The sequence below is a fragment of the Alsobacter sp. R-9 genome, from assembly GCF_054612375.1.
Map to the genome: position 1 here is coordinate 334,965 of NZ_JBTSWJ010000002.1, position 20,066 is coordinate 355,030.

Sequence of the window (20,066 nt, forward strand, 5' to 3'; positions counted from 1 at the left end):
GGCCGTGACGACCCACCCCGCACACCGCCACGCTCGCGCCGGAACCCCATGAAGCAACTAGCACATTTTTCGGGCAATAACAGAGGGATTGCGGCTTGGACGGGGGTGTAGGGCTGCAGATGACGCACGCTTTGCGCGCATGGGTCACGAAGGCGGTCCGGAAGGCACCTGTTCGAGCTCGCGGACGGCGCAGACGATCTCGTGCGCCCTCAGCCGCCCGCACAGCGCGGCGGCTTCGGCGGCATTGCGGTAGCGACCGGCGATCAGCTCGAAGCGCGGCTTGTCGGCTGTGCCGGCGGTCGCGGGGCGTACGGTGATGCCGAGGCCGTCGAGGACCCCGGGAAACCGCTCGCGCACTTCGCCCCAGTGGGCCCAGAGAAGGTCGGCGCTCTCCCCGCCCGCAAGCCGGACGCCGAAGAGCCTCAGAACGGGGTCGGGCATGGGCATGCCGCGCGTCGGCGAGAGGATGGAGCCCGTGGTGACGGGATCTGCGAGCGGGGCCTTCACCGCGGGCGGCGGTTCCGGTTGCTGGCGCAGGGCCCCGGAGACGACGGTGGGAACGGCAAGGGCGACGGACGCCACTGCCGCCGCGAGCCACGGCCAGAGGGCGGGGAGGCGTTCGACCGTCTCCGGCGATGCCACGGGCGCGGGGCGCGGCGGATCGAAAGACGGTTCCAGGCGCTGGAATGTCGACGTCATCGCTCGAGCCGTTTATGACGCGGATGCCTGACGCATTGGAACGCGCGCATGGTTAACGAACTGCAACCAAGCCGGGGACGACGTTCATCATGACGGACATCTCGACGGGCGGCCGCTGTCTGGCCGTGGTCCTGGCCGCCGGAGAAGGCACGCGGATGAAGTCCGCCGTGCCCAAGGTGCTTCACGCCATCGGCAACCGACCCATCGTGGCCCACGTGCTCGATTCGGTCGGCCGTGCCGGGGCAACGGCAGTGGTCACCGTGGTCGGGCCCGGCCGCGAGGATGTGGCGGCAGAGGCGCGGCGGGTCGTTCCGGGCTCGCTCGTGGCGGTTCAGGAACAGCGGCTCGGCACGGCCCACGCGGTGCTGGCGGCGCGGGAAGCCATCTCCGACGGCTGGGACGAGATCGTCATCGTGTTCGGCGATACGCCGCTCGTTCGCCCGGAGACGCTGGCGCGGATGCGCGAGGCGGTGAGGGGCGGCTCGGCCGTCGTCGCGCTGGGCTTCGAGGCCGCCGACCCGACCGGCTACGGCCGCTTCGTGATGGACGGCGACAGCCTGCTCGCCATCCGCGAGCACAAGGACGCCACGCCGGCGGAGCGGCAGATCCGCCTCTGCAACGCGGGCCTGATGGCCCTTGATGGGCGCGCGGCGCTCGACATCCTGTCGGCGATCGGAAACGACAATGCGGCGCGCGAATTCTACCTCACCGACGCGGTCGCGGTGGCGCGCCAGCGGGGCCTTCGCACCACGGCGCTCGTGGCTCCCGAGGACGAGGTGATGGGCATCAACGACCGCGTCCAGCTCGCGCAGGCCGAGGCCATCCTTCAGGGCCGTCTGCGGGAGCAGGCGATGCGGGCCGGGGCGACGCTGGTGGCTCCCGCGACCGTGTTCCTGAGCGCCGACACCCGCCTGTCGCCGGACGTCATCGTCGAACCGCACGTGGTCTTCGGCCCCGGCGTGACGGTGGAGGGTCCTGCCACGATCCACGCCTTCAGCCACCTCGAGGGCGCCAGCGTCGCGGCCGGCGCATCGGTCGGCCCCTTCGCCCGGCTGCGGCCGGGTGCAAAGCTCGGCCCGGCGGCCAAGGTCGGCAACTTCGTCGAGATCAAGAACGCCGATGTCGGCGCGGGCGCCAAGGTGAGCCACCTCACCTACGTGGGCGACGCTACCGTCGGCAGCGGCGCCAACCTGGGGGCGGGCACCATCACCTGCAACTACGATGGCTACGGCAAGTACCGCACGGTGATCGGGGAGGGCGCCTTCATCGGCTCCAACTCTTCGCTCGTCGCGCCCGTGACCATCGGGGACGGGGCCTATGTCGGCTCGGGCTCGGTCGTCACGACGGACGTGCCGGCGGATGCGCTCGCCGTCGCCCGCGGCCGCCAGATGGTCCGCGAAGGCTGGGCGAAGGCTTTCCGCGATCGGAAGTCGAAGGAGAAGTCGAAGCCGCGCTGAACGGAGCGGGCAGGCGGCGCGACGTGTCTCGCCGCCCGGGGCGGATCGAAATTTAACCGACCGTCACAACACTTGATTTGGCGCGGGGCCGGCGATGGCCTAGCTCTTGGCTCGCTGTTCAGCGCGGCTCTGCAAGGAGAACGTCGGCCCCATGTGCGGTATCGTCGGAATACTCGGAACCTCCCCCGTCGCATCCTCCATCGTGGATGCCCTGAAGCGGCTCGAGTATCGCGGTTACGACAGCGCCGGCGTCGCGACGCTGGAGGGCGGGCGGCTGGCGCGTCGGCGGGCCGAGGGCAAGCTGCGAAACCTGGAGGCACGGCTGCGCGAGGACCCTATGCAGGGGACCGTCGGCATCGGGCACACGCGCTGGGCCACCCACGGCCGCGCCACCGAGCGCAACGCCCATCCCCACGCGACCGACCGGCTGGCCGTCGTCCACAACGGCATCATCGAGAACTTCCGCGAGCTCAGGGACCGGCTGGAATCCGAGGGCATCCACTTCGAGTCCGAGACCGACACGGAGGTCGTCGCCCAGCTGGCGACGTACGAACTGCGCAAGACCAACGAGCCGGCCAAGGCCGTGGCGAACACCCTCGCACAGCTGCGCGGTGCCTTCGCGCTCGCCTTCCTGTTCGACGGCGAGGAGAACCTGATCATCGGCGCCCGGCAGGGGGCGCCGCTCGCCGTGGGCTGGGGCGACGGCGAGATGTTCCTCGGGTCGGACGCGCTGGCGCTGGCGCCGTTCACGGACACGATCACCTACCTCGAGGATGGCGACTGGGCCGAGCTGACCCGCGGCGGCGCCGTGTTCCACGATGCGTCGGGGCGGCTCGTCGAGCGCAAGCGGCAGAAGTCGGCGGCGGGCGCCTTCACGATCGACAAGGGCAACCACCGCCACTTCATGGCGAAGGAGATTCACGAACAGCCGGAGGTCGTCGGGCGGACGCTCGCCCACTACCTCGACATGGCATCGGGCAGCGTGCGGCTGCCGTTCGAGCCGCCGTTCGACTGGAAGGCCCTCGACCGCGTCACGGTCTCGGCCTGTGGCACCGCCTACATCGCCGGCCTCGTCGGCAAGTACTGGTTCGAGCGTTTCGCGCGGCTGCCGGTCGACATCGATATCGCCTCCGAGTTCCGCTACCGCGAGGCGCCGATGCCCGAGCGCGGGCTTGCGATCTTCATTTCCCAGTCAGGCGAGACGGCCGACACGCTGGCCGGCCTGCGCTACGCGCGGGAGTGCGGCCAGCACATCCTCTCCGTCGTCAACGTCCCGACCTCCTCGATCGCGCGCGAGAGCGACGTGGTCGCGCCGACGCTGGCCGGGCCGGAGATCGGCGTGGCCTCGACCAAGGCGTTCACCTGCCAGCTGACGGTGCTGGCGTGCCTCGCCATCGCGGCGGGGCTGGCGCGCGGCACGCTGGACGCGCTGGAAGCGAAGGCGCTCGTCTCCGAGCTCATGGCGGTGCCGGGGCTCATGGCCGAGGCGCTGAAGCGCGAAAGCGGCGTCGAGCACGTCAGCCGGGAACTCTCCAAGGTGTCGGACGTGCTCTACCTCGGGCGCGGGACGAGCTATCCCATGGCGCTCGAAGGTGCACTGAAGCTCAAGGAAATCAGCTACATCCACGCGGAAGCCTATGCGGCGGGCGAGCTCAAGCACGGCCCCATCGCGCTCATCGACGAGACGATGCCCGTGATCGTCATCGCCCCGCACGACCCGGTCTTCGAGAAGACGGTCTCGAACATGCAGGAGGTGGCCGCGCGGGGCGGGCGCATCATCCTGCTGTCGGATGCCAAGGGGCTCGCGGAGACCGGCATCGCCGACGTGGAGCCGATCGAACTCCCGGCGATGGGGCACCACTTCGCGCCCATCGTCTACGCCGTCCCGATCCAGCTGATCGCCTACCACACCTCGGTCGTGCTGGGGAAAGACGTCGACCAGCCGCGCAACCTCGCCAAATCCGTCACCGTCGAATAATCATCAGCGACGGAAGAGCCCCCGCGCCGTAGCATGCGCCTTGCATGCGACGGAGGGAGAGCCATCTTCTCGTTGCGCGGGGGGACGGGGGGTCATGAGCGGTCCAGGACAGGAGACGGGCGAGCAGGGACCGGGCGGCGGGATGCCGAACCCGGCTTTCGCCGTGCCGCCGACGGTCCGCCGCTCGCCGGGGCACCGGCTGCGCGCCTATTTCCTAACCGGGATCGTCGTCGCCGGGCCGCTCGCGGTGACGGCGTCCGTGACCTGGTGGTTCATCAACCTCATCGACGGGTGGGTGAAGCCGCTCATCCCGGCCCGCTACCTGCCCGAGACCTACCTGCAGATGTCGATCCCCGGCTTCGGCCTGATCGTCGCGCTGGTCGGGCTCACCCTGCTCGGCTTCCTGACGGCCAACCTGGTCGGGCGCTCTCTCGTCGATTTCGGCGAGACGCTGCTGGGGCGGATGCCGGTGGTGCGCGGGCTCTACAAGAGCGTGAAGCAGATCTTCGAGACCGTGTTCTCGCAGTCGGGCACGTCGTTCCGGACGGTCGGGCTGGTGCAGTTCCCGGCGAAGGGCATGTGGTCGATCGTCTTCATGTCGACCCCGCCGCAGGGCGAGATGTCCGAGCGCCTGCCGGGACCGGACGAGCACGTCGCCGTCTTCCTGCCCTGCACGCCGAACCCGACGACCGGCTTCTTCTTCTACCTGCCCCGCCGCGAGGTGATCGAGCTGACGATCAGCGTCGACGAGGGCGCCAAGCTCATCATGTCGGCCGGCCTCATCCAGCCCGAGGGGCAGAAGAAGCTCGCCGCACTGGCCGCCGAGGCGCGCTCCGCCGCGTGAGCGGCCGGGCCTGCTGCGGTCCCCGGACGCGCAGCGTGCGCTAGCCTGCCTGCAGCAGTCGGATGGCCTCGTCCCGCTCGAACAGATAGAGCAGCGTGCGCAGCGCCTGGCCGCGCGGGCTCGCCAGCGAGGGGTCGCGCGCCAGGACGAGCTTCGCGTCGTTGCGCGCGGCGGACAGCAGTTCGCCCTGCACCTCGGGCACGGCCAGGCGGAACCCGGGCATGCCGGACTGCCGGGTGCCCAGGACGTCGCCCTCGCCACGCAACCGCAGGTCCTCTTCCGCAATCTCAAACCCGTCCTCCGTGCGTCGGAGCGTCTCGATCCGCGCACGGGCGGTTTCCCCCAGGCCGGGCTTGTAGAGCAGGAGACATGTCGAGCGGCCGGAGCCGCGTCCCACGCGGCCGCGCAGCTGGTGGAGCTGGGCGAGACCGAAGCGCTCCGCGTGCTCGATGACCATGACCGTCGCCTCGGGCACGTCGACCCCGACCTCGATGACCGTGGTGGCGACGAGGATGGCCGTCTCGCCGCGGGCGAAGGCGGCCATGGCGGCGTCCTTGTCACGGCCCGGCATCTTGCCGTGCACGAGGCCGACACGTTCGCCGAAGACCTGCCGCAGGGTGTCGAAGCGTTCGTTTGCGGCAGCGACGTCGAGTTCCTCGGACTCTTCCACCAGTGGGCAGACCCAGTAGACCCTCGCGCCGGAGGCGAGGGCGCGCCCGACCGCGCCGACCACCTCGTCGAGCCGGTCGATCGACACGGCCCGCGTGTCGATGGGCTGGCGACCGGCCGGCTTGTCGCGCAGGACCGAGACGTCCATGTCGCCGAAATAGGAGAGCACGAGCGTCCGCGGGATCGGCGTGGCCGTCATCACGAGGACGTCCACGGCAGCGCCCTTGCGGGACAAGGCAAGGCGCTGGTGGACACCGAAGCGGTGCTGCTCGTCGACGACGGCAAGGCCGAGGTCCCTGAACTGCACCTCCTCCTGGAAGAGAGCGTGGGTGCCGACGACGATGTCGAGGGTGCCCTCGGCGAGGCGGGCGAGCGTGGCGGCGCGGGTGCTGCCCTTGTCGCGCCCCGTCAGCAGGCCGAGGCGAAGGCCCGCGCCTTCCGCCATGGGGCGCAGGCGCTCGTAGTGCTGGCGGGCGAGAATCTCCGTCGGGGCCATCATTGCCGCCTGCGCGCCTGCCTCGACCGCGGTAGCCATGGCCAGCAGCCCGACGATCGTCTTTCCGGCACCGACGTCGCCCTGCAGCAGCCGGAGCATGCGTTCCGGCGCGGACAGGTCCTTCCGGATGTCCTCGACCGCGGAGCGCTGGGCCTGGGTCAGCGAATAGGGCAGGGCGGAAACGATCCGCTCCGTGATGCGACCGTCGCCGACGAGCGGCCGCCCGGCGGCCCGCTTCATCGACTGGCGCACGAGAAGCAGTGCCAGCTGGCTGGCGAGCAATTCGTCGTAGGCGAGCCGTTGCCGGGGCAGGGACGACGGCGCCACGTCGCTCTCGCGGGCCGGCCGGTGGAGCGCCTGCAGAGCCTCGGCGAAGCCAGGCCAGCCGCGTGACGCCAGCAGCGCCGGATCGCCCCACTCGGGCAGGTCGGGCAGGCGCTCGAGCGCCGCGGTGCCGGCGCGGGCGAGCACGCTGGGGTAGAGCCCTTCGGTGGCTCCGTAGACCGGCTCGTAGGGCGGGAGCCGGGCGAGGCCGGCGGCGTCGAGGACGCGGTCTGGGTGGACCATCTGCCGCCGACCGTCCCACAGTTCGATCCGGCCGGACACCCAGCGCGTCTCGCCCACCGGCAGCAGCTTCTGCATCCGCTGGGCGTGGGCGTTGAAGAACACGAGCGTCACGTCGCCGGTGTCGTCCGATACGAGGACACGGTAGGGCGCGCGCGAGCGGCCCGGCGGCGACGCCTTGTGGGCCTCCACGTGCACCTCGAGCGTGACCATCGCGTCCAGAGGTGCGTCGGCGATGCGGGGGCGCGTGCTGCGGTCGATCACGGCGTGCGGGAGGTGGAACAGGACGTCGAGAACCCGGGCGGGGCGACCCGGCTCGCCGAGGAGCCTGTCGAACAGCGGCGCCAGCTTCGGCCCGATGCCCGGGAGGGCCGTGACGCTGGCGAAAAGCGGGTTGAGGACGGACGGACGCATGCCGGTTCGATTCGTCGTGGGTTCCGGGCCGCTTACTCTACCGCGTCGAAACGGGCGGCGCGCCTCGACGCGGCTGTGGCGTGACTGCAACAAGCAGGGGCAATCGCCGCGGGGCGCCTCCGCCGCCTGCCCGATGCCGCGATCCCGCCACAAACCGGGCGCAGCGTCGCATCATCTGCAAGATCCTGAAATCGCACGGTTTCTTGGTTCGCAGGGCGTTAACCAATCCATGGTTGACGTGATGCGCGAGACGGCTGTGTCGGGTGGAACTCCTTGCGGTCGGAATGCGGCGTGGTACGGCGCAGAAGGCGGACGGCGACGTGGCGGGTGAGGCGATGCAAAGGCATGACGTCCAGGGCGGCGCGCGGACGGACGGCGAAGCGCCGGCTTTGCGCATTGTGGCGCCCGACCGTCGACTTTGCCGCAAAAGCGACCTGAAAACGTCCTCGCCGCTCAATCTCCTCGGCGCAATCGGCTTCTACGACGTCTCCATGGATCATCCTGTCCGGCCCGCCCGGCCGGCCGTTGTCGCGGTTCGCAGCATGGCTTCCCGTCTCGCTTCGTTTCTCGGCCGCCCCGCCTGGGCCGCTTCTCTCGCCTGCGCGGCCGCGCTGGCCCTGTCCGCGCCGGCATCGGCCCTGGATGCGAAGCTGCAGGCTCAGCCCGCGGCTCCCCTCCCGGCGGACTCGTTCAAGTCGGCCAAGGACGCGCTCCAGAGCGGCGTCAAGAACCTCAATGCCGGCAACCCAGCCGGGGCTGTCCGCGCGCTGGAGTACGCGGCGGGTCAGGGCAACGTCGCTGCCGCGCTCAAGCTCGGTCAGATGTATGCCGAGGGCGAGGGCGTCCCGCAGGACGACGTGAAGGCCTTCGAGCACTACAAGACGATCTACGACCAGTTTGCCGACGAGGCTGAGGACTCCCCCAACGCGGGCGCCGTCTCGATGGCCTACGTGGCGCTCGGCTCCTATCTGGTCCAGGGCATCCCGAACAGCTACGTGAAGCCGAACCCGTTCCGGGCGCGCGAGCTATTCGATTACGCCGCGACGATTTACCGGGACCCCAACGCGCAGTACAATCTCGCGATGCTGCAGCTCGACGGGGTCGGCGGGCCCAAGGAGCCGCGCAAGGCGGTTCGCTGGCTCAACCTCGCCGCCGAGAAGGGCCACGTGCAGGCGCAGGCCGTGCTCGGCAACCTCCTGTTCTTCGGCGACAGCAGCAAGCAGAAGCCGCGGGGCCTGATGTGGCTGATGCTGGCCCGCGACGGCGCCGACACCAAGCGGGACGCCTGGATCCTCGAGCTGCACGGCAAGGCGACGGCTCAGGCGACCGAGAGCGACCGCACGGCGGCGCTGGCGATGCTCGAGCAGCAGATGCGCCGGCGCCCCTGAGCGCCGGCCTGCACCCGCGATCCTTCAGAGCTTCAGGTCCGCGATCACCGGCACGTGGTCCGACGGCTTCTCCCAGCCGCGGACATGCTTGTCGATCCGGCAGGACACGAGCCGGTCAGCAGCTTCGGGCGAGAGCATCAGGTGGTCGATCCGGATGCCGTTGTTCCGCGGCCACGCGCCGGCCTGGTAATCCCAGAACGTGTACTGGCCATCGCGGCTGTCGCAGGCGCGGAACGCGTCGGTGAGCCCCAGCGCCGCGAACTCGACGAATTTCGCGCGGGTGCGGGGCAGGAACAAGGCATCGCCGGCCCAGGCGGCGGGATCGTGCACGTCGCGCGGCGTCGGGATGACGTTGTAGTCGCCCGCGAGGACGAGAGGCTCCTCCAGCGCGAGCAGGCCCTGCACGTGACGGATGAGACGGTCCATCCACGCGAGCTTGTAGGTGTACTTCTCCGTTTCGGGAGGGTTCCCGTTCGGCAGGTAGATCGAGGCCACGCGGACCACGCCCCCGTCGGTGGAGATGACCGCTTCGACGTAGCGGGCCTGCTCGTCCCCGTCGTCGCCGGGCAGCCGCCGGGTCACCTCGTCGAACGGGCGGCGGGAGAGGATCGCCACGCCGTTGAAGGTCTTTTGGCCATGCACGGCGACGTTGTAGCCCAGCGCCTCGATGTCCGCGGCCGGGAAGGCGTCGTCGACGCACTTGAGTTCCTGCAGGCAGACGATGTCCGGCTGCGCCTCCTTGAGCCAGTCCGTCAGGTGGCCGATCCGCTGCTTGACGGAGTTGACGTTCCAGGTGGCGATGCGCATGAGGCACTCCGGGTCGAACGGGTCGGACACTAGACCATGCCGCATCCGGAAGGGAACAAGGCGGTGGCGGGAGGCGGACACGTCGGGAGCCGCGCCTGCGTCCGCCGCTGTCCACGCCGCTGGTGAGGGAGAAACCGGGAATGCCCAGCCGCTGGCCCGTCGTGGGCTACGCCATCGTGTCCGCCGATGACCGCATCGCCGATGCGCAGGGTCGGATGCCCGATTCGCTGAAGAACGAGGCCGATTGGCAGCGCTTCCAGGCCGCGCTGGACGCGGCGGCGGTGACGGTGCTTGGCCGGCTCGGCCACGAGGCCCATCCCAACGGGCGCAACCGCTTGCGCATGGTCGTCTCGACCGGCGTCGCGGGTCTGGAGCGGCGTCCGGACGGCTGGTGGTGGAACCCGCAGAAGGTGGCCTTCGCCTCCGCCATCGCCGAAGTGGTTCCCGCCGGCGGAGAGGTCGCGGTACCGGGAGGGCAGGGCGTCTTCGACCTGTTCCTGGGGATCGGCTACGACGCCTTCCACCTCACCCGTGCGCGCGGCGTGACGGTTCCGGGAGGGCGGGGGGTCTTCGCAGCAGTCGAGCGTGGAACGGGAGCCGAGGCGCTGCTGGGAGCGCATGGTCTCGCTGCGACACCGCCGGTCAGCATCGATGCTGCGGCGGCGATCGATCTGACGGTGTGGACGCGGCGCTGATCAGAGCGGGCGCGGGAGCTTGCACTGGTCGACGGCCTTGAGCGCCTTCTCGCGGCCGGTGTCGTCGAAGTAGCTCTTCTCCTGGAAGAACGCGAACTCGGCCTTGCTCAGCCGGTCGACGGTGCGGTTGGCGTAGCAGGAGCAGGCGTTGGCGAGTTCGCCCGCCGGAAGCCCGCTGGTCTTGGCCCACTGCCTCGAGCAGCCCTCGGCGACGTACTGCTTGGCCTGGGGCCGGGTCATCGACTTGGTGTCGGGATCGGGCTGCGGCGGGAAGTTGGACGACGACGCACCGGCGAACGCGGCCCCCGTTGCGAGGAGGAGGGCAAGGGCGGCAGGCAGGACGGCGCGCATCACGGTCTTCCCCGATTCGGACAGCCAGGACGGCAGTTGGTTTCGTCCGCCGGGCGCGCGAGGTCAAGCCCGCGCGCCGTGCGCCACGGCAATGGCTCAGCCGGCGGCCTTTCGCACCCGCGCGCGGTTGTCGTGGAATGCCGCGCCGCCGAAGGGAGCCGGCGAATCGGCCCCCGTCAGGTGGTTGATGCCCTTGCCGTCGGGATAGGCGTCGTCCGGCCAGATCGATTCGGCGATCAGCACCCCGCGGCGCACGCCCGCGAAGTGCTGGGCCCAGAGCGTCACGGCGCCGCGCTCGTTCTCCAGCACCACGCGGTCGCCGTCGGCGATGCCGAGGTCCGCGGCGTCGGCCGGGTGGATGAAGACGGTCGGTCGCCCCTCCCGCTCCCGCGACGTCTTCGTCTCGTTGAAGGTGGAGTTCAGGAAGTTGCGGGCCGGGCTCGTGGCGAGCCGGAACGGGTACTCGGGCGTCGCGTCCTCGATCACGGCCCAGTGGTCCGGCAGGGATGGCATCTGTGCGATCGGGCCCATCGGGCCGTTGTTGGCGAAGGGCACCTTCGGCCAGTCCGGACGGAAGCGGAACTTGCGATCCGGCCAGGCGAAGCCCTCGACGTAGTGCGCCTGCGCGAAGGAGGGCTGGCAGTCGAGGAACTTCTTCTCCTCCAGTTCGGCCAGCGTGCCCCATCCGGAATGCTGCAGCGTCCAGTCGATGATGGCGCGGGGCTCCATAGAGAAGCCCTCGTGCTCGGCCCCGACCCGGGATGCGATGCCGCAGATGACCTCGTGGTTGGAGCGGCATTCGCCCGGCGGGTCGACCAGCTTGCCGCCGAAGCCGATGTACTGGTGGCCGCCGCCGTAATAGAGGTCGTCGTGTTCCATGAACATGGTCGCCGGCAGCACGATGTCCGCGAGCCGGGCCGTCTCGGTCATGAACTGCTCGTGGACGACCGTGAACAGGTCCTCGCGGGCAAAGCCCGCCTTCACGAGGCCCTGCTCCGGCGCGACGGAGGCTGGGTTCGTGCTCTGGATCAGCATGGCCTTCACGGGCGGGCCGTCGAAAAGCGCCTCCCGGTCGCCGGTGAGGATACGGCCGACCTTGGACTGGTCGAGGCGGCGTGTCGTCTGGTCGACCACGTCGAGCCCCTCGATCAGGCTCTTCCTGAAGTGATAGATCGCGCCGTTGTTGTGGAAGGCGCCGCCGCCCTCGTATTGCCACGCCCCGGTGACCGCGGCGATGCAGGAAGCCGCGTGCATGTTTGCCGCGCCGTTGCGCTGGCGTGAGAAGCCGTAGCCGAGGCGGAAGAACGTCCGCTTCGTCGTGCCGACCAGCCGCGCGAACGCCTCGATGTCCGCCACCGGCAGCCCGGTGATCGCCGAAGCCCACTCCGGCGTGCGCGCGCGCAGGTGCTCCTCGAGCTCCTGCGGGCAGTCGGTCCAGCGTGCGAGGAAGTCGCGGTCGGCGAGGTTCTCGCGGAAGAGGACGTGCATCACCGCGCAGGCCAGCGCGCCGTCCGTCCCCGGCTTCAGCACGAGGCCGAGGTCGGCCTGCTTCACCGTGGCGTTCTCGTAGATGTCGACCACGACGATCTTCGCGCCGCGTTCCTTGCGGGCGCGGGTGGCGTGGGTCATCACGTTGACCTGCGTCGCCACGGCATTCGTGCCCCAGATGACGACGCAGTCGGCCCTGGCCATCTCGCGCGGGTCGGGCCCGGCGAGGCGGCCGGTGCCGGCGATGAAGCCCGGCCATGCCGTGTTGATGCAGATGGAAGAGAAGAAGCGCGAGTAGCGCTTTGCGTGCGTGAGGCGGTTGATGCCGTCGCGCATCACGAGGCCCATCGTGCCGGCGTAGTAGTAGGGCCAGACCGACTGGCTGCCGAAGTCCCGCTCGGCGGCGAGGAAGCCTTCGGCGACCCGGTCCAGCGCCTCGTCCCAGCCGATCCGCTCGAACTGGCCGGACCCCTTCGGGCCGACGCGGCGCATCGGGTGGAGCAGGCGATCTGGATGATGGACGCGCTCGGCGTAGCGGGCGACCTTCGCGCAGATGACGCCGGCCGTGTAGGTCTGCGTCTCCGAGCCGTAGAGCCTGCCGATCCGCGAGCCGCCGACGACCTCCACCTCGAGTGCGCAGGCGGACGGGCAGTCGTGCGGACACACCGACGGACGGCGGACGACGGGGGCTGGGGCGTTCATCGGCGATCCTGCTGGCAGGTTGCGGAGGGACGCCGGGCGACGAATGCCGATCCTCCGGCCCCTCCCCAAACGAAAAGGGGCGGCCAAAGCCGCCCCGTGTCAAGCGCGTCGGGCCTTGTCAGCCGACGATCTCGTTGCCCGAGAAGAACTGCGCGATCTCGATCGCGGCTGTCTCGGGAGCGTCCGAGCCATGGACGGAGTTCTCGCCCACCGACTTGGCGAAGAGCTTGCGGATGGTGCCGTCGGCGGCATTCGCCGGATTGGTGGCGCCCATGACCTCGCGGTAGCGGGCGATCGCGTTCTCGCCCTCGAGCACCTGCACCACGACCGGCGCCGAGATCATGAAGTCGACGAGCTCGCCGAAGAAGGGGCGCTCCTTGTGGACCGCGTAGAACGTCTCGGCCTGGGCGCGCGTCATGTGGATGCGCTTCTGCGCCACGATGCGCAGGCCGGCGTTCTCGATCACCTGGTTGATGGCGCCGGTCAGGTTGCGGGCCGTCGCGTCCGGCTTGATGATGGAGAAGGTGCGCTGAACCGCCATCGGTCTTTTTCCCTTGCACTGTCGATCTGAGGTGCGCGGCTTATAGCCAAGGCAAGGGGCGGCCACAAGGCGGCGCGCCCGTACTGCGACAGGAGGCCCGGCCCATGGTCAACGACCGCTACAGGACGTTCGCGCGCTACAACCAGTGGGCGAATGCCCGCCTTTATGCCGCCGCCGCGCGGCTGTCCGACGCGGACTACCGCGCCGACCGGGGCGCCTTCTTCCGCTCGGTGCACGGAACACTGAACCACATCCTCGTCGCGGACCGGATCTGGATGCTGCGATTCACGGGGGAGGGGACGCCGCCGGGACCGCTCGACACGATCCTGCACGATGACCTTGCTTCGCTGACGGCGGCGCGGGAAGCCGAGGACGCGCGCATCGTCGGGTGGGTTGACGGGTTGACGGACGCGGACCTCGCGGGCCGCTTCCGCTACCGTGCGGTGACGACCAACGTCGAGTGGGAGCAGGACCTCGCGCCGGCCCTCGACCACTTCTTCAACCACCAGACGCACCATCGCGGGCAGGTGCATGCCTTGCTGACCGGGCTCGCGGGCGCGGCGCCGGAACTCGACCTGCTCTACTATCTGCGCGAGGTGGGGCTCGGAGGCATGCGTCAGGTCGCGTGAACGCCTGTCGAGGGGCGCCTCTCGACTTCACGGCGTCGCGACTTAGCTTGGCGGATGGAACCACGGCGGCCTCCGGGCCGTCTCCATGCGGTGGATGGACGGGAGACAACGGTGGACGGCGACTATCTCGGCCTGTGGGTCTTCATCGGACTGTGCTTCGTGGCGGCGATGAGCGGGGCGATCTTTCCGCCCGGCGCCTGGCACCGCAGCCTGGCCAAGCCCAGTTGGCATCCCCCGAACTGGCTGTTCGGGCCGGCCTGGATGGTGCTTTACGCCATGATCGCGGTGGCGGGCTGGCTCGTGTGGAAGCAGGCCGGCAGCTTCGCGGCCGCCTCGACGGCGCTCACGCTGTGGGGCGTGCAGCTTGTGCTCAACGCGGCGTGGTCCGGCATCTTCTTCGGCCTCAAGCGCATGGGCTGGGCCTTCGTCGAGGTGCTGTTCCTGTGGGCCTCGATCCTGGCCACGATCATCGCGTTCTGGCCGATCCACACCGGTGCGGCGCTGATGATGGTGCCCTACCTCGCATGGGTGACGTTCGCCGCGGCCCTCAACTTCTCGATGTGGTCGCTGAACCGCGACCGCCCGGTTCCCGTCGCCGGGGAGTGACGGGTGACCGGCGGTGAGGGGGAAACGCCATCTCCCGTGCCACGCCGAAGGAGAACGAATTTCTCTCCGCACGGGTTGGCCTAGACCGATTTTCTTTTTGTTTTCCAGCGGATTGTGCCCGGGAGAACAACAATCTATCTGCGGCTGACCCGCCCTTGCCGGGCGGTGTCCGGTGGCCTCCGGCCGCTCGTCCCGTTCCAACGAGGATCAGCCGCATGTCCCTCCCGCACCTTCATCGCCGCGCCGTTCTCGCCGGCGGCCTCGTGGCCCTTGCGGCCCCCGCCTTGCGGAGCGGCGCGGTCGCGCAGTCGGCGCGGGTGCCGGTCCGTGTCGGGGTGATCCCGATCGTCGGCGCGGCCCCCGTCTTCGTCGCCGACGGTCTCGGCTGGACGAAGGAGAGGGGCCTCGACCTCACCTTCACCACCTTCGAATCCGGCCCGAACATGATCCAGGCGCTCGCCTCGGGCACGATCGACCTCTATGTCGCCGGGGTGGCGCCGCTGGGCGTGGCCCGCTCGCGCGGCGTCGACGTCAGGGTGGTGGCCAGCACAGCGGTGGGCGAGAACGTCTTCGTGGGCTCGCCGCGGCTGACGAAGCACTTCCAGCTCCGCGTGCCGCCGGCGCAGGCCTTCAAGGCCTACCGGGCCGAGACGGGCAAGGCGGCGCGCCTTGCGACGCAGCCACCGGGGTCCGTTCCCAACACGACCCTGCAGTACTGGCTCTGGGAGCAGGCCAAAGCCGACAAGGCGGACGTCGAGGTCGTACCGATGGGCATCGACGCGACGCAGCAGGCGATGCTCGCCGATGCGGTCGAAGGCGCGATCGTGCGCGAGCCGGCGCTCACCATCATCCAGAAGCGCAACCCCCAGGTGAAGCTGCTGGCGGGTGGCGACGAGCTCTTCCCGGGGCAGCCCGGCACCGTCGTCGCCGTATCCGGCGCGTTCCTCGGCCGCCAGCGCGACGCCGTCCAGACCCTCGTCGACGTCACCGTCCGCGCCGTCGACGTGCTGCGCAAGGCGCCGGACAGCGTGGCGCCGCAGGTGGCGCAGGCGCTGGCGAAGGGCATCGTGGATGTCGAGACCATCGCTGCGGCCCTCAAGTCGCCCGCCTCCCGCTTCGTTGCCGATCCCCGGGTGATCGTGGAGCCCTCCAAGGCCATGCAGGCCTACCAGGTCAAGCTCGGCAGCCTGAAGGAGGAGGTGCCGCTCGACGCCCTGTTCGATGCGAGCTTCTTCCTCAGGGCCACCGGCACGAACTGAGGGCGTCGGGCCATGGCCGAGACGGGCGTTCCCGTCGCAGGGGCATCCCTGCCCGGCGCCGTACCGGAGGTAACGCGCCCCGGGTGGGCTCCCTCCCGGCTCTCGGCTGCCGTCCGTCCGCTGGCGCTCGCGGCGGCTGGTCTCGCGCTGTTCCTCGCGGCGTGGGAGGCGGTGCCGCGGCTCGGCTTCGTGAACCCGATGATGCTGCCGGGCCCGAGCGCGGTCCCGGCCGCGTTCATGCAGGAGTTGCGCTCCGGCGTCTGGGGCTCCTCGGTTGTCGTCAGCCTGACCCATTACGCGCTGGGGCTCGGCGTCGGCACGCTGCTCGGGGTCGGGCTCGGCATCGTCACGGGCATGTTCCGCCCGGTGGAGGAGGCCACCTCGTGGATCGTGCGCATCCTGCGGCCGATACCGGGTCTCGCATGGGTTCCTTTTGCCATCATCTGGTTTGGCGTCAGTCCCTCGGCGGCGGTGTTCATCATCGCCATAGGCGTCTTCTGGATCGTGTTCTTCGCCACGAACGGGGCCATCCGCGGCGTCGATCGCGACCTGATCGAGGTCGCGGACGCCTTCGGCTTCCGCAGCCCGCTCGAGCGGCTCTTGAAGATCCTCCTCCCGGCCGCGCTTCCGGGGATCCTCGTCGGGCTGCGCACCGCACTCGGACAGGCGTGGATGGCTGTCGTCGCCGCCGAGATCTTCGGCGTTCCGGGGCTCGGCCAGCGGATGATCCAGGCCTCCAGCCTCCTCGCGACGGAACTCGTCGTCGTCTACATGCTCACCATGGCGGCGCTCTACGGCCTGCTCGACAGCGCCTTCGTCGCCCTCCAGAACTGGCTCGTCCGATGGAAGGCGTGATCGACATCCGCGGCCTGTCGCTCGCCTTCGAGCGCGATGGCCAGCGCACGCAAGTTCTGGAAGGGCTCGACCTCGTCGTCGAGCGGGGCAGCTTCGTTGCCGTCGTCGGCGCCTCCGGCGTGGGCAAGTCGACCCTGCTGCGCGTGCTGATGGGCCTTGCGAAGGCCAGCGCCGGCACGGTCGCCCTCGGCACCCGTTCGAAGGAACGCCAGCCGCTGGCGCTCGTCTTCCAGGATGCGCGCCTGCTGCCGTGGCGCCGTGTCGCCGACAATGTGTCCTTCGGGCTCGAGGGACGCGGGCTGTCCCGGGCCGAGCGGCGCGAACGCGCGCTGAGGGCGCTCGCCATCGTCGGCCTCGCCGATCTCGCCGGGCGCTGGCCCCACCAGCTCTCCGGCGGGCAGCGGCAGCGCGTGTCGTTGGCGCGCGCGCTCGCGGTGGAGCCGGAGGTGCTGCTGATGGACGAGCCCTTCTCCGCGCTCGACGCCATCACCCGTGAGACGCTGCAGGACGAACTCACCCGCATCCAGGCCGTCACGGGCACCACCATCCTGTTCGTCACGCACGACATCGAGGAGGCGGCCTATCTCGCCGACCGCGTGGTGGTGCTGGCGGGAAGCCCGGGCCACGTCGTCGCCGACCATCGCATCGAGGCGTCCCGGCCGCGCCGGCGCGGGGCCGACAACGCCGGCCTCGTCGCGACCGTGCGGCAGCATCTCGGCGGCGACGCGCTGATCGACGGTGCCGCGATCTGAGGCGCAACCCGGGGTTTAGAAGGTCCAGCTAGAGCTTCGTTAAGTGGAAATGGCGCAGGATGCCCCGGTTGAATCAGGGTTTTCCCGTCATGCCTGCGCAACCATACTTTTCCCAGGTGACCGGCACCGACCATTTCGTCGATGTCCGCGCGGCCACCTCCCGGAAGGCCGGGTCCGTGCTCGTGGTCGACGACCAGGCCAGCATGCGGGCCTTCGTGATCCAGCTACTCAAGGAAATCGGCATCACCGAGATCGGCGAGGCGTCGAACGGGCCGGATGCCTTCAAGGCCATGCACGAGCGGAAGTGGGACGTGATGCTCGTCGACATCGAGATGGCGCCGGTCGACGGCCTGACGCTGCTCAAGGGAATCCGCAGCACGCCGCAGTACACGCACCAGCCGGTGATCCTGATGACGGCCAGCCGCAACATCAACAACATCCGCGCGGCCGAGCGGCTGAAGGCGACGGGCGTGATCGTGAAGCCCTTCACGTCGCAGCAGCTGCGCGAAAAACTGAACCGGCCCTCCGCCTGAGAAGGGCCGGCTCCCTGGTCTGTCCAGGCAGGTGAACGGCGGCGCGGGCCGCCGTTTCCGTTTTTGCGGCTGGCGATCGCGTGGATCAGAACACCGGCAGCGGCATCATCGGCGCGCCGTTGCGGTGCTTCTTGGAGATCGCGTCGAGCTCGCCCGAGTTCTTGATCGAGTAGACGAAGGTGTTGAGCCACTGCAGCAATTCCGGATTGCCACGGCGGATGCCGATGCCGAAGTGCGCTGCGCGCAGCGGGAACTTCTGCTCGTACTCCTCGCCCTTGGCGCCCTTGCGCAGGTAGATCTCGCCGTAGTCGCCGCCACCCATGGCGTCGATCTGGCCCGACAGCATGGCCTGCACCGTCGAGGGACCGTCGTCGAAGCGAAGGATCTGGATGCCGGGGATGTTGAGCGCGGTGAGCGCTCCGTCCTCCAGCGCGCCGCGGGTGACGCCGACCTTCATGTTCTTCAGGTCGTCCGGCCCCTTGATGTTCACCGACTTCGGGGCGATCAGCACCGCCGACTGGCCGGCGTACGGGATCGAGAACGAGACCTGCAGGGCGCGCTCGGGCGTGATCGAGAAGATCGCGATCACCATGTCGACGCGGTTGGAGAGCAGCGCCGGAATGCGGCCCGGCGAGTTCACCGTGACGAACTCCACCGGCACCTTCAGCTGCTTGCCGATGGCGTTGGCGACGTCGATGTCGATGCCCTGCGGCTGGTTGCTGGCGTCGAGCGAGCCGTAGGGCGGCACGGTGGTGTCGATGGCGATGACCACCTTGCCCCGCTTGATGATCTCGTCGGGGGTCTGCGCCGAGGCCGAGGAAAGCCCGGCGGTGAGCCCCGCAGCGGCGAGGCCGATGGCGGGCAGGAGGGTGAGTGCAAGTCGCCTGAGTGAGAAGCGCATCGTCGTTTCCTCCGTGAGGCGGTCCGCGCAGGGCGGCGACGCCGGTTGTCCGGGCCGCCCCTCCGGCCCGGGTCTCGTTGCCGGTCGGTCAGAGGGCCTGCACGCGCAGGGTGCCGACCTGGAGCTTCTTCTCGAGATGCCGCGCCAGCATGCTGAGCGGGAAGCAGATCGAGAAGTAGATGAGCGAGACCGTGCCGAAGACGGCGACGGGCTGGAACGTGACGGTGTTCATCTGGTGGCCCGCCTTGGCGAGCTCGGTGAAGCCGATCAGGGCGGCGAGCGAGGTGCCCTTCACCACCTGCACCATGTAGCCGACGGTCGGCGGCAGGGCCATGCGCACCGCCTGTGGGATCACCACGAGCGCGAGCGTCAGCTTGAAGTTCAGCGCGAGCGCCTTGGCCGCCTCCCACTGGCCCTTCGGGATGGCCTGGATGCAGCCGCGCCAGATCTCGGCGAGGAAGGCGCTGGTGCCGATGGTGAAGGAGATGACGGCGGCGGTCCACGCGTCGATCCGCAATCCCACCATGTTCACGCCGAAGTAGAACAGCAGGAGCAGCATCAGCATCGGCGTGGCCTGGACGATCTGGATCCACAGCGACACGACGAGCCGCAGCGGCTTCCAGGGCGCGATGCGGGCGACGGCGAGGAGCAGCCCGACGAGGCCGCCGAAGACGAAGGCGAGGACGGACAGCACGATCGTCCACCGCGCCGCCATGATGAGGAACCAGACCTCGTTGGAGCTGAATTCGCGCAGCATGATCAGCCCCTGTCCGCGAACACGAGGCGGTGCACGCCGGCGAAGATGGCCCGGAAGCCGAAGGCCATGGCGATGTAGATCGCGGTGACCACGAGATAGATCTCGAAGGACCGGAAGGTCTGCATGTTCAGGCTGTTGGCGAAGGCCGTCAGTTCCTCCGCCGCGATGGCGGAGACGATGGAGGAGCCGAGCAGCGTCAGGATGAACTGGCTGCACAGCGCCGGGTACACGGCGCGGATGGCCGGCAGCAGCACGATGAACCGGATGATCTGCAGCCGGGTGAGCCCGAGCGACCGACCCGCCTCGATCTGCCCGACGGGGACGGATTCGATGCCCGCCCGCACGATTTCGGTCGAGTAGGCGCCGAGGTTGATGCTCATCGCGAGCAGCGCCGCGGTGTTGGGGTCGAGCCGAATGCCGGCGTTGGGCAGCGCGAAGAAGACGAAGTAGAGCTGGATCAGGAAGGGCGTGTTGCGAATGAACTCGACATAGGCCGCTGCCGCCCATGCCACCGGCCGCGAGCCGTAGCTGCGGGCGAGGGCGCACGCGATGCCGATGACCAGCCCGAACACCATGGCGAAGGCGGACAGCTTCACGGTCAGCACGGCGCCCTGGAGGAACTGGGGCCAGTAGCCGAGGATCTGCCCGAACTGGAAGGTGTAGCCCACCGCGCGCCCCCGC

At 69.6% G+C, this 20,066-nt stretch carries 20 protein-coding genes; 11 read left to right on the forward strand and 9 right to left on the reverse strand.

Annotated elements, in window-relative coordinates; genetic code table 11:
- Positions 1-144: 144 nt before the first annotated feature.
- A complete protein-coding gene (locus ACX9GQ_RS04295) occupies positions 145-699 on the reverse strand; it encodes a hypothetical protein (protein ID WP_459628300.1) in 555 nt (184 codons plus the stop codon).
- Positions 700-788: 89 nt separating this feature from the next.
- Here ACX9GQ_RS04295 and glmU point away from each other — a divergent pair, with 89 nt between their 5' ends.
- The 3 genes from glmU (at position 789) to ACX9GQ_RS04310 (ending at position 4,978) form a co-directional block, all read left to right on the forward strand.
- Entirely contained in the window at positions 789-2,156 is a 1,368-nt protein-coding gene (gene glmU, locus ACX9GQ_RS04300; RefSeq protein ID WP_459628301.1) for a bifunctional UDP-N-acetylglucosamine diphosphorylase/glucosamine-1-phosphate N-acetyltransferase GlmU, read from the forward strand.
- Positions 2,157-2,307: 151 nt separating this feature from the next.
- Positions 2,308-4,134 (forward strand): glutamine--fructose-6-phosphate transaminase (isomerizing), encoded by a 1,827-nt coding sequence (gene glmS / locus ACX9GQ_RS04305; RefSeq protein ID WP_459628302.1) that lies wholly within the window; start codon positions 2,308-2,310, stop codon positions 4,132-4,134.
- 94 nt (positions 4,135-4,228) lie between these two features.
- On the forward strand, positions 4,229-4,978 hold the full coding sequence (locus tag ACX9GQ_RS04310) for a DUF502 domain-containing protein (protein ID WP_459628303.1): 750 nt from the start codon (positions 4,229-4,231) through the stop codon (positions 4,976-4,978).
- A gap of 40 nt (positions 4,979-5,018) precedes the next feature.
- Here the strand turns inward: ACX9GQ_RS04310 and recG are convergent, their stop codons facing one another.
- The gene (recG, locus tag ACX9GQ_RS04315; protein WP_459628304.1) at positions 5,019-7,121 is read right to left on the reverse strand and encodes an ATP-dependent DNA helicase RecG; all 2,103 of its coding nucleotides are present in this window, start codon (positions 7,119-7,121) and stop codon (positions 5,019-5,021) included.
- Between the two features lie 542 nt (positions 7,122-7,663).
- On the opposite strand from recG, the gene ACX9GQ_RS04320 reads away from it, so the two are divergent.
- Positions 7,664-8,509, forward strand: a complete 846-nt coding sequence (locus tag ACX9GQ_RS04320; protein ID WP_459628305.1) for a tetratricopeptide repeat protein — start codon at positions 7,664-7,666, stop codon at positions 8,507-8,509.
- Positions 8,510-8,533: 24 nt separating this feature from the next.
- On the opposite strand, the gene xth is transcribed toward ACX9GQ_RS04320, so the two are convergent.
- Positions 8,534-9,316: an exodeoxyribonuclease III gene (xth, locus tag ACX9GQ_RS04325; RefSeq protein WP_459628306.1), complete on the reverse strand. Its 783-nt coding sequence runs from the start codon at positions 9,314-9,316 to the stop codon at positions 8,534-8,536.
- A 140-nt stretch (positions 9,317-9,456) separates the two neighbouring features.
- Here xth and ACX9GQ_RS04330 point away from each other — a divergent pair, with 140 nt between their 5' ends.
- Positions 9,457-10,011, forward strand: a complete 555-nt coding sequence (locus ACX9GQ_RS04330) for a hypothetical protein (protein WP_459628307.1) — start codon at positions 9,457-9,459, stop codon at positions 10,009-10,011.
- Here ACX9GQ_RS04330 and ACX9GQ_RS04335 read toward each other — a convergent pair whose 3' ends face one another.
- The 3 genes from ACX9GQ_RS04335 to ndk all read right to left on the reverse strand — a co-directional run bounded on the left by ACX9GQ_RS04335 (position 10,012) and on the right by ndk (position 13,093).
- Positions 10,012-10,362, reverse strand: coding sequence for a hypothetical protein (locus ACX9GQ_RS04335; RefSeq protein ID WP_459628308.1), 351 nt, complete (start codon positions 10,360-10,362; stop codon positions 10,012-10,014).
- 96 nt (positions 10,363-10,458) lie between these two features.
- Positions 10,459-12,552 carry a molybdopterin-containing oxidoreductase family protein gene (locus ACX9GQ_RS04340; RefSeq protein WP_459628309.1) on the reverse strand — a complete coding sequence of 698 codons (2,094 nt, stop codon included), beginning with the start codon at positions 12,550-12,552 and terminating at the stop codon, positions 10,459-10,461.
- A gap of 118 nt (positions 12,553-12,670) precedes the next feature.
- Positions 12,671-13,093 (reverse strand): nucleoside-diphosphate kinase, encoded by a 423-nt coding sequence (ndk, locus tag ACX9GQ_RS04345; protein WP_459628310.1) that lies wholly within the window; start codon positions 13,091-13,093, stop codon positions 12,671-12,673.
- 104 nt (positions 13,094-13,197) lie between these two features.
- Here ndk and ACX9GQ_RS04350 point away from each other — a divergent pair, with 104 nt between their 5' ends.
- The 6 genes from ACX9GQ_RS04350 to ACX9GQ_RS04375 all read left to right on the forward strand — a co-directional run bounded on the left by ACX9GQ_RS04350 (position 13,198) and on the right by ACX9GQ_RS04375 (position 17,727).
- Positions 13,198-13,722 (forward strand): DinB family protein, encoded by a 525-nt coding sequence (locus ACX9GQ_RS04350; protein ID WP_459628311.1) that lies wholly within the window; start codon positions 13,198-13,200, stop codon positions 13,720-13,722.
- Between the two features lie 111 nt (positions 13,723-13,833).
- Positions 13,834-14,328 (forward strand): TspO/MBR family protein, encoded by a 495-nt coding sequence (locus ACX9GQ_RS04355; RefSeq protein ID WP_459628312.1) that lies wholly within the window; start codon positions 13,834-13,836, stop codon positions 14,326-14,328.
- A 215-nt stretch (positions 14,329-14,543) separates the two neighbouring features.
- On the forward strand, positions 14,544-15,587 hold the full coding sequence (locus ACX9GQ_RS04360; protein WP_459628313.1) for an ABC transporter substrate-binding protein: 1,044 nt from the start codon (positions 14,544-14,546) through the stop codon (positions 15,585-15,587).
- 12 nt (positions 15,588-15,599) lie between these two features.
- Positions 15,600-16,442: an ABC transporter permease gene (locus ACX9GQ_RS04365; RefSeq protein WP_459628314.1), complete on the forward strand. Its 843-nt coding sequence runs from the start codon at positions 15,600-15,602 to the stop codon at positions 16,440-16,442.
- Positions 16,430-17,194 (forward strand): ABC transporter ATP-binding protein, encoded by a 765-nt coding sequence (locus ACX9GQ_RS04370; protein WP_459628315.1) that lies wholly within the window; start codon positions 16,430-16,432, stop codon positions 17,192-17,194. Before ACX9GQ_RS04365 ends, ACX9GQ_RS04370 begins: the two co-directional genes overlap by 13 nt.
- 89 nt (positions 17,195-17,283) lie before the next feature.
- Complete coding sequence (locus tag ACX9GQ_RS04375; protein ID WP_459628316.1) at positions 17,284-17,727, forward strand: response regulator; 444 nt, start codon at positions 17,284-17,286, stop codon at positions 17,725-17,727.
- Between the two features lie 85 nt (positions 17,728-17,812).
- Here ACX9GQ_RS04375 and ACX9GQ_RS04380 read toward each other — a convergent pair whose 3' ends face one another.
- The 3 genes from ACX9GQ_RS04380 to ACX9GQ_RS04390 all read right to left on the reverse strand — a co-directional run bounded on the left by ACX9GQ_RS04380 (position 17,813) and on the right by ACX9GQ_RS04390 (position 20,053).
- Entirely contained in the window at positions 17,813-18,628 is an 816-nt protein-coding gene (locus ACX9GQ_RS04380) for a transporter substrate-binding domain-containing protein (protein WP_459628317.1), read from the reverse strand.
- 88 nt (positions 18,629-18,716) lie between these two features.
- Positions 18,717-19,388 (reverse strand): amino acid ABC transporter permease, encoded by a 672-nt coding sequence (locus ACX9GQ_RS04385; RefSeq protein WP_459628534.1) that lies wholly within the window; start codon positions 19,386-19,388, stop codon positions 18,717-18,719.
- Positions 19,388-20,053 (reverse strand): amino acid ABC transporter permease, encoded by a 666-nt coding sequence (locus ACX9GQ_RS04390; RefSeq protein ID WP_459628318.1) that lies wholly within the window; start codon positions 20,051-20,053, stop codon positions 19,388-19,390. Before ACX9GQ_RS04390 ends, ACX9GQ_RS04385 begins: the two co-directional genes overlap by 1 nt.
- Between the last annotated feature and the right edge of the window lie 13 nt (positions 20,054-20,066).